Here is an 8,787-nt window from a genome sequence, read left to right as displayed (position 1 = left end):
CGACCTCGGTTATCAGGGGCGGTGCGGCGGTCGCCCCGGCGCTGCCCGCCCGACGCGGGCGGGCGGCGGAGCTCGCGGGGGTACGGGGCCCGGTGGCGACCGGGGTCGCCACCGGGACGGCGAGTTCACGATGAGCGGCAGCCGCCAGCGCCCGGCACAGGGCGGCCTGGCCGTCCGCGGTACCGGTGGCCGTGACCAGCCCGAGCGGGTGCCCGTGCAGCCGCACCAACGCCAACACGCCCGCGGCCGACGCGGCGTCGCCCTGGATCCGGCCGTCCGGCGAGCGGAGCTCGTACGGACGGGCCAGGTCCAGCTCGACCACCCGGACGGGGGTGTAGAGCGAGTCGCGGGCGGCGGGGCGGGGGCAGGCCGCCTCGGTGCGCCGGGCGGTGCCGTTCATCGCTCCCCCACGGCCTTCGTCTGCGCGGGCCGGGCGCCGGGGCGCTCGGCGATCAGGGTCCGCAGTACCCGTCGGCCGTCCGAGACCGCGTGCAGGTGCGAGCGCCCACTGCGGCGGGGGAGTTCGAGGCTCGGGACCTCGGCGATCCGAAGTCCCTTGCGCAGCGCGTGCGCGACCATCTCGGCCTCGATCTCGAAGCCGGTGGCGGACAGCTCCAGGGTGTCCAGGAAGCTGCGCCGGAACGCGCAGTAGCCGTAGCAGAGGTCGGTCAGCCGCGCGCCGTACAGGTGGTTGACCACGGCGAGCAGGGCGCGGTTGCCGAACGAGCGGATGGCGGTCAGGTCGAGCGAGCCGCCGCCGGAGAGGAACCGCGAGCCCTTGACGAAGTCGAAGCCGTGGTCCAGGAAGTGCAGGAAGTGCGGGATCTCGCCGGGCGACATCGAGCCGTCGGCGTCGATCATCACGATGTACTCGCCGGTGGCCGCCGCGAAGCCGGTGCGCAGCGCGTTGCCCTTGCCCGGGCCGCTCTGGCGGACCGTGCGCACGGTCGGCAGGCAGGTGCTGGCCATCTTCAGCGTGGCGTCCCGGGAGGCGCCGTCGACCAGCAGGACCTCGTCGACGCAGCGCGGGATCTGCTCGAAGACCCACGGGATGTTGAGTGCCTCGTCCCGGGCGGGCACCACCAGGCTGACGGTGCGTCGGGCTGATCTGCGATCGGTGGCCCGGCGGGTCAGGCGGTCGTCCGCGCGACGGGCCGGCGTAGGAGGTTGCGCGTCGGCATGCGCGTCGGCATGCCCGGGCAGAGTGGTGCTCATCGCTGACTGCCTCTCCTGAGGCAAGGGGGTACCCCTGGACGCAGGGGTGACCCTGGCGGTATCCGAAAACCCCCCGAAACGCCCCCGGCTCCCCCGCGATCCCCACCGCCCCCGCGGCCCGCTCCCTCGGGCTACCCGACCCCTAGGTTCCCCATCAGACCACCGGATCCGCCGCCGGTCAAGCGATTTGCGGCTATTTGTCCGATTCCATGATGCGCCGGACGATCTCCTCCGGGCGGGCCGGGCGGCCGAAGTGCCAGCCCTGGGCCCGGTCGCAGCCCATCTGCCGGAGCCGGTCCGCGTGGTCGGCGTTCTCCACGCCCTCCGCGGTCACCGTCAGCCCCAGGGTGTGCGCCAACGAGACCAGGCCGCCGACGATCCGCCAGCCCAGCACCTGCTCGCGCCCGGTGTCCTTGAGGTCGCTGACGAAGGAGCCGGCGATCTTCAGGCTGGAGACCGGCAGGTCGCGCAGGTAGGCCAGGTTGGACCAACCGGTGCCGAAGTCGTCCACCGCCAGCGAGACGCCCATGTCCACCAGCGAGTGCAGGGCGCGCAGCGACTCGTCCTTCGGGCCGACCACCGCGCTCTCGGTGATCTCCAGCTGCAGCCGGCTCGGCTCCAGCCCGCAGGACCGCAGGATCCGGTCGATGTCGGTGACCAGCCCGGCGTTGCGCACCTGACGGACCGCCAGGTTGACGTTGATCTGCGGCGCCCGGTCGCCGAACTGCCGTGCCCAGTCGGCCGCCTGTCCGCAGGCCTGCTCCAGCACCCAGCGGCCCAGCGGCATGATCAGGCCGGTCTCCTCGGCCGTGCCGATGAACTCGTCCGGGCCGAGCACGCCCAGCTGCGGGTGGCGCCAGCGCACCAGCGCCTCGACCGCCGACAGCGAGCCGTCGGCCAGCAGGCAGAGCGGCTGGTAGTCGATGAAGAACTCGCCGCGGTCCAGCGCCACCGGCATCCGCACCGACACCGCGTACCGGCTCACCGAGCGGGCGTTGCGCTGCGGGTCGAAGAGCGTCCAGCGGCCGCGGCCCTCCTCCTTGGCCCGGTACAGGGTGAGGTCGGCGGCCCGCACCGCGGCCATCGGCGTGGTGGCCGCCACCGGCCGCTCCAGCACGCCGACGCTGGCGCCGATGGCCAGTCGGTGGCCGTCGATCGGCACCGGCTTGGCCAGCGCCGCCAGCACCGTCTTGGCGGCCGCCACGGCCTCCTGCTCGCCCCGGCAGTCCTCCAGCAGCACCACGAACTCGTCGCCGCCCAGCCGGGCCACCAGGTGCCCCAGCGGGCGCAGCGCGGACTCCAGCCGCAGCGCCACGGCGGCCAGCAGCTGGTCGCCCATCTCGTGGCCCAGGCTGTCGTTGACCACCTTGAACCCGTCCAGGTCGACGTAGCACAGGCCGAACCGGGCGCCGGGCTCGGGCGAGTCGAAGACCGCCTCCAGCCGCTCGAAGAAGGCCGAGCGGTTGGGCAGGCCGGTCAGCGGGTCGTGGGTGGCCTGGTGGCGCAGCCGCTCCTGCAGCCGGTAGCGGTCGGTGATGTCCTCCAGCATCGCCACCTGGTAGACCGGGGTGCCGTCGTCGTCGCGGATCAGCGAGCAGGTGAGGTGGGTCCACACCACCTCGCCGTCCTGGCGGTAGTACGGCTTGTCGAAGGAGAAGTGCTCCCGCTTGCCGGAGACCATCTCCTCGTAGGCCTCCCAGACGCCCGAGGAGTCCTCCGGGTGCACCAGGTCGTTGACCCGGCGGCCCTGCATGTCCCCCGGGCGGGCGCCGAAGATGTCCTGCAGCGCCTTGTTGACCGCCAGGATGTTGCCCTCGACGTCACCGATCCCGATGCCGATCGCCGCCGACTCGAACAGGGCCCGGAACCGGGCCTCGGACTCGCGCAGCGCCCGCTCGGCCTCGCGGCGGGCGGTGTCGGCGGCCAGCCGGATCGCCTCCTGCTCCTGCAGGGTGCGCTCGCGCAGCGCCTCGGCCCAGCCGGCCGCGAAGGCGCCGGCCAGGTCGGCGTAGCGCGGCTGGCCCGGTCCGCCGGCGTGGATCAGGCTGATCGCGCCGGCCAGCAGGCCCGGGTCGGTGAAGTGCGACTCCACCAGCAGCGCGCCGGCCTCGGCGGCCGCGCCGGTGTCCAGCCCGTCGTCGGCCTGGGCCAGGTGCAGCAGCTCGGTGGTGCGGGTGACCAGCCGGTGCAGCGCGTCCGGGTGCATCGCGGTGCCCTGGCTGCCGCGCAGCAGGCTGCCCCAGCGCTCCGGGTCCGGGACGGCCGGTTCGACGGCCCCGACCTCGGGCTCGTCCCGGACCGGGCGCGGCCTGCTCACGGCAGCAGCCCCACGCCGACCAGCCCGACCATCCGCTCCGGGTGCTCGCCGACCGCCTCCGGCTCCTCCGGCCGCCACTGCGGCAGGTACACCACGCCGGGCTCGACCATCTCGAAGCCGTCGAAGAAGTGGTGGATCCGCTCGGCCGAGCGCATCGTCATCGGCGTGGGCGTGCGGCGGTAGAGCTCCTGGTGGGTCGCGGCCTGGTCCGGCCGGCCCTCCAGCGAGGCGTGGCAGATCGCCAGCGCACTGCCGGGCGGCAGCGCGTCGCGCAGCGTGGCCAGGATGGCGTCCGGGTCCTGCTCGTCGGTGACGAAGTGCAGCACCGCGACCAGCAGCAGCGCCACCGGCTCGCCCTCGGCGAGCAGCTCGGCCACCTCGGGCCGGGACAGCAGGGTCTGCGGGTCGGTGAGGTCGGCGTCCACCACGGAGCACAGCTCGTCGTGCTCCAGCAGCAGGCGGCTGTGCGCCACCGCGACCGGGTCCTTGTCGACGTAGACCACCCTGGCCCGCGGCTGGATCTCCCGGGCCACCTCGTGCACGGCGCCGAAGGTCGGGATGCCGGAGCCGATGTCCAGGAACCGGGTGAAGCCCTGCTGCGCCAGGTACGTCACCGCACGGCGCAGGAAGGCCCGGTTCGCCCGCATGATCAGCGGCAGGTCGGGCCAGAGCTCGATGGCCTTGCGCGCCATCTCGCGGTCGGCGGCGAAGTTGTGCGAGCCGCCCAGGTAGTAGTCGTACACACGGGCCGCTGCCGGACGGTCAAGATCCATACCCGCGGGCACCCACGACGGTCGCCGCATCAGGGACCCCTTCCGACACAGTTTTGGACAAGAGGCACAAAGATCATCCTACGGGAACCACTGCTTCCGCAAGCGCCCGGCGGGACCCGCGTGGCCCGCCCGTCCCACCTGCCGTCCGCCGCCGTGGAGCGGAGAATGGCCGCATGGCAGGACGGATCGAGGACTACGCCCTGGTCGGAGACCTGCAGACCGCCGCCCTGGTGGCCCGGGACGGTTCGGTCGACTGGCTCTGCCTGCCCAGGTTCGACTCCCCCAGCTGCTTCGCCGCACTGCTCGGCGACCGGCGGCACGGCCACTGGCGGCTGGCCCCCGATGCGGCCGAAAGCTACCAGGTCTCGCGCGACTACCGGGACGGCACCCTGGTGTTGGAGTCCCGCTGGGCCGGACCGGACGGATCGGTCCAGGTCACCGACTTCATGCCGCAGCGGGACGGCGATCCGCGGCTGATCCGGCTCGTCACCGGCCTCGACGGCACCGTGCCGATGACCGGCGAGCTGCGGCTGCGCTTCAACTACGGGCGCAGCGTGCCCTGGGTGCGCCGCACCGACCACCACCGGGTGGCGGTGGCCGGGCCCGACTCGGCCTGGCTCCGGGTGCCGGACGGGGTGCACACCTACGGGCAGGACGGCGCCACCCGCTCCGACTTCACCGTGCGGGCCGGCGACTGCGTCCCGTTCGTGCTCACCTGGCAGCCCTCGCACCGCGGCGCCGCGTACCGGGTGGACCCGCAGCGCGAGTTGCGCCAGACCACCGAGGACTGGCAGCGGTGGGCCGACGGCTGCCGCTACCGCGGTCCGTGGCGGGACGCGGTGCTGCGGTCGCTGATCACCCTGAAGGCGCTGGCCTACGCGCCCACCGGCGGCATCGTGGCCGCGGCCACCGCCGCGCTGCCCGAGGCGCTGGGCGGCGAGCGCAACTGGGACTACCGGTACTGCTGGCTGCGCGACTCCAGCATGACGCTGTCCGCCCTGCTGCGCGGCGGCTTCCGGGAGGAGGCGGCGGCCTGGCGGCGCTGGCTGCTGCGGGCCATCGCCGGCGACCCCGGCGACCTGCAGGCCGTCTACGGCGTGGCCGGCGAGCGCGGACTGCCGGAGACCGAGGCCGGCTGGCTGCCCGGCTACGAGGGTTCGGGGCCGGTGCGGTTCGGCAACGCCGCCGTCGGCCAGCTCCAGCTGGACGTGTACGGCGAGGTGGTGGACACGCTCTACCTGGCGTACGCCGCCGGACTGCCGATGGAGCGTCAGGTCTGGGGCCTGCTGCGGTCGTTGATGGACTACCTGGAGCGGCACTGGCGGGAGCCGGACGAGGGCCTGTGGGAGGTGCGCGGCCGGCGGCGGCAGTTCGTCCACTCCAAGGTGATGAGCTGGGTGGCCGCCGACCGCGCCGTCCGGCTCGCCGAGGCGACCGGCCTGCCCGCGCCGGTGCGGCGCTGGCGGGAGCTGCGGTCGGCGGTGCACGCGGACGTGCTGGCGCACGGCTACGACGAACGCCTCGGCGCCTTCGTGCAGCACTACGGCGGGCGGGAGTTGGACGCGGCCGTGCTCTTCGTGGCGAAGACCGGGTTCCTGCCGCCGGACGATCCGCGGGTGGTCCGCACCGTGCTCGCGGTGCGCGACCGGCTGGACCACGGCGGCTTCGTCCGGCGCTACCAGCAGGACGGCCTGCCGGGGGCCGAAGGCGCCTTCGTGGCCTGCTCGTTCTGGCTGGCCGACGCACTGGCCGAGATCGGGCGGCGGGCCGAGGCCGAGGAGCTGTTCGACCGCACGGTCCGGCTCGGCAACGACGTGGGGCTGCTCTCGGAGGAGTGGGACCCGCTGACGGAGCGTCAGCTCGGCAACACCCCGCAGGCGTTCAGCCACGTGGCGCTGGTGAACGCGGCGTTCACGCTGGCCGGTGCGTGAGGGCCCCCGGTCCCGCCGGAGGCCCCCACCGACTGCCCGGGTACTACTCGACCGTCACCGACTTGGCGAGGTTGCGCGGCTTGTCCACGTCGCGCTGCAGGGCGACCGCCGCGTGGTACGCGAACAGCTGCAGCGGGATGTTGAGCAGCAGCGGGTCCAGCTCCGGCTCGTTGCGCGGCACCAGCAGGGTGTGGGTGGCCAGCTTCGGGTCGGGGGCGGTGTGCGCGATGGCCAGCACCCGGCCCGCGCGGGCCCGGATCTCGCCCAGCGTGGTGAGGTTCTTGTCCAGCAGCTCGTCGTCCGGCACCAGCGCCACGGTGGGCAGCTCGGGGCTGATCAGGGCCAGCGGGCCGTGCTTGAGCTCGGAGGCGGGGTACGCCTCGGCGTGCACGTAGCTGATCTCCTTGAGCTTCTGGGCGCCCTCGCGGGCCACCGGGTAGCCGCGCACCCGGCCGATGAACATCATGCCCTCGCAGTCGGCGTACTCGGCCGCCAGCTCGGCGATCTCCTTGTCCTTCTCCACGATCTCGCGGATCTGGCCGGGCAGCGCCTTCAGGCCCTCGACGATCCGGCGGCCGTCGGCCGGCGAGAGGTCGTTGATCCGGCCGAAGTGCAGGGCCAGCAGGGCGAAGGCGACCACGGTGGAGGTGAAGGCCTTGGTCGAGGCGACCGAGATCTCCGGGCCGGCGTGCAGGTAGATGCCGCCGTCGCAGGCCCGGGCGATGGCGCTGCCGACCGTGTTGACCACGCCGAGCACCCGGCCGCCCTTGCGCTTGACCTCCTGCACGGCGGCCAGCGTGTCGTAGGTCTCGCCGGACTGACTGACCGCGACGTACAGGGTGTCGGCCTCGATCACCGGGTTGCGGTAGCGGAACTCCGAGGCCGGCTCGGAGTCGGCGGGGATCCGGGCCAGCTCCTCGATCAGCTGGGCGCCCATCTGGCCCGCGTAGTAGGCGGACCCGCAGCCGATGATCTTCACCCGGCGGATGTCGCGCAGCTCGCGGGCGTCCATGTTGAGCCCGCCGAGGTGGGCGGTGGCGAACCGCTCGTCGAGGCGGCCGCTGAGGGTGCGCTCCACGGCGGAGGGCTGCTCGTGGATCTCCTTGATCAGGAAGTGCGCGTGGCCCGCGGTGTCGTAGGAGTCGATCTCCCAGTCCACGGTGGAGGGCTGACGGGTCGTCGGGCGGGCGTCCTCGGTGAAGGTGCGGAAGCCGTCGGCCCGGACCACGGCGAGCTCGCCGTCCTCCAGGTGGACCACCTGGCGGGTGTAGCGGACCAGCGCGGCCACGTCGGAGGCGGCGAACATCTCCTTCTCGCCCAGGCCCAGCACGATCGGGCTGCCGTTGCGGGCGACCACGATCCGGTCCGGCTGCTCGGCGTCCACCACGGCGATGCCGTAGGTGCCGACCACCAGCTTGAGCGCGGCCCGCACCGCCTCCTCCAGCTCCACGCCCTCCCCGCTGTGCGCGGCGATCAGGTGGACCAGCACCTCGGTGTCGGTCTCCGAGCTGAAGACCGCGCCCTCGGCGGTCAGCCTGACCCGCAGCTGGTCGGCGTTCTCGATGATGCCGTTGTGCACCACCGCGAACCGGCCGGCGTTGTCCAGGTGGGGGTGGGCGTTGGCGTCGCTGGGCTCGCCGTGGGTGGCCCAGCGGGTGTGGCCGATGCCGGTGCTGCCCTTGAACCGGGCCGGGACGGCCGCGGCCAGGTCGGCGACCCGGCCCTTGGTCTTGCGGACCTTCAGGCCCGCCCCCTTGCCGGTGACCGCGACCCCGGCCGAGTCGTATCCGCGGTACTCCAGGCGCTGCAGGCCTTCGAGGAGGAACGGGGTGGCGTCCTTGGGACCGATGTAGGCGACGATTCCGCACATGGTGAGGGGTGGCTCCTGATCGGGTTGAGGGAAGGGCGGACGGCGCGGGCGGGCGACGGGCCCCGGAGACCCGCATCTCCGTCGACCCTCCGCCGCGCTATCCGTAGACGATGCGCCGCAGTTGGCGCGCCGACAGCTCGGGCGCGGCCACCCGCCGGGCGGGCAGCTCGACCGCGAGCCGCGCGAAGATCTGCTCGTTGGTCAGTCCGCGCGCCTGCAGTTCCGCGTGCCGGCGCTGGACGAACTCGGTGGCCGTCTCCGAGAAGTACGCCAGCACCTCTGCCACCACCCGCGCCGCCTCACCCGGTCCCAGCACGCTGGTGCGGGTCAGGTGGGCGATCAGGTCCGCGAAGGGCGGCTGCTGCTGGGGTGGAAGGGGATACTGACTGGCCACAGAGAGTGAGACTAGGCGGGCAGTCCGAAAAAACCAAGAATCCTGCCCGGAATCGGGCAGGCCTTGACGGTTCTCCTTCACTCGAACGCACCATCGGGGCGCCGAACGGACGTGCCAGCCCCTTCCCCTCGCACTCCCGGCCCAGGAAGGCCACCGCCGTGGAACCGCAGGACGCGGCCCGGCCGGGCCGGTGGCCGCTCGCCCGCCCCGGGCTGCTGCTCTCCGGACCGGGCGCGGTCGTCTCCGCGATCGCCCCGGGCTCCCTCGCCGCTGCCGGCCGCCGGCGG

At 73.5% G+C, this 8,787-nt stretch carries 7 protein-coding genes; 1 reads left to right on the top strand and 6 read right to left on the bottom strand.

The features are described 5' to 3' along the window. The 4 genes from ACFW1A_RS04375 to ACFW1A_RS04360 form a co-directional block, all read right to left on the bottom strand. Positions 1-400: hypothetical protein (locus tag ACFW1A_RS04375; protein ID WP_380403920.1), on the bottom strand; the 400-nt coding region annotated here is incomplete at its 3' end. Further along, positions 397-1,215 carry a glycosyltransferase family 2 protein gene (locus tag ACFW1A_RS04370; RefSeq protein ID WP_380403917.1) on the bottom strand — a complete coding sequence of 273 codons (819 nt, stop codon included), beginning with the start codon at positions 1,213-1,215 and terminating at the stop codon, positions 397-399. The genes ACFW1A_RS04375 and ACFW1A_RS04370, both read right to left, overlap by 4 nt. A gap of 193 nt (positions 1,216-1,408) precedes the next feature. Further along, positions 1,409-3,532, bottom strand: coding sequence for a putative bifunctional diguanylate cyclase/phosphodiesterase (locus ACFW1A_RS04365; RefSeq protein WP_380403916.1), 2,124 nt, complete (start codon positions 3,530-3,532; stop codon positions 1,409-1,411). Then, positions 3,529-4,335, bottom strand: coding sequence for an SAM-dependent methyltransferase (locus ACFW1A_RS04360; protein ID WP_380403913.1), 807 nt, complete (start codon positions 4,333-4,335; stop codon positions 3,529-3,531). The genes ACFW1A_RS04365 and ACFW1A_RS04360 overlap by 4 nt, the downstream gene beginning before the upstream one ends. 23 nt (positions 4,336-4,358) lie before the next feature. On the opposite strand from ACFW1A_RS04360, the gene ACFW1A_RS04355 reads away from it, so the two are divergent. Further along, a complete protein-coding gene (locus ACFW1A_RS04355) occupies positions 4,359-6,236 on the top strand; it encodes a glycoside hydrolase family 15 protein (RefSeq protein WP_380403910.1) in 1,878 nt (625 codons plus the stop codon). 43 nt (positions 6,237-6,279) lie between these two features. Here ACFW1A_RS04355 and glmS read toward each other — a convergent pair whose 3' ends face one another. Together glmS and ACFW1A_RS04345 are read right to left on the bottom strand one after the other, a co-directional pair. Then, on the bottom strand, positions 6,280-8,106 hold the full coding sequence (gene glmS, locus ACFW1A_RS04350) for a glutamine--fructose-6-phosphate transaminase (isomerizing) (RefSeq protein WP_380403907.1): 1,827 nt from the start codon (positions 8,104-8,106) through the stop codon (positions 6,280-6,282). Between the two features lie 97 nt (positions 8,107-8,203). Continuing rightward, positions 8,204-8,500 (bottom strand): hypothetical protein, encoded by a 297-nt coding sequence (locus tag ACFW1A_RS04345; protein ID WP_380403904.1) that lies wholly within the window; start codon positions 8,498-8,500, stop codon positions 8,204-8,206. Positions 8,501-8,787: the final 287 nt, after the last annotated feature.

The sequence above is a fragment of the Kitasatospora sp. NPDC058965 genome (genome assembly GCF_042741245.1).
Classification (GTDB): Bacteria; Actinomycetota; Actinomycetes; order Streptomycetales; family Streptomycetaceae; genus Kitasatospora.
This window is presented reverse-complemented; position numbering and strand designations above follow the sequence as displayed.

Excerpts from the sequence above, each read along its gene's own strand:
- glmS (WP_380403907.1), bottom strand. The coding sequence starts at position 8,106 with ATGTGCGGAATCGTCGCCTACATCGGTCCCAAGGACGCCACCCCGTTC.
- ACFW1A_RS04360 (WP_380403913.1), bottom strand. The coding sequence starts at position 4,335 with ATGCGGCGACCGTCGTGGGTGCCCGCGGGTATGGATCTTGACCGTCCG.
- ACFW1A_RS04370 (WP_380403917.1), bottom strand. The coding sequence starts at position 1,215 with ATGAGCACCACTCTGCCCGGGCATGCCGACGCGCATGCCGACGCGCAA.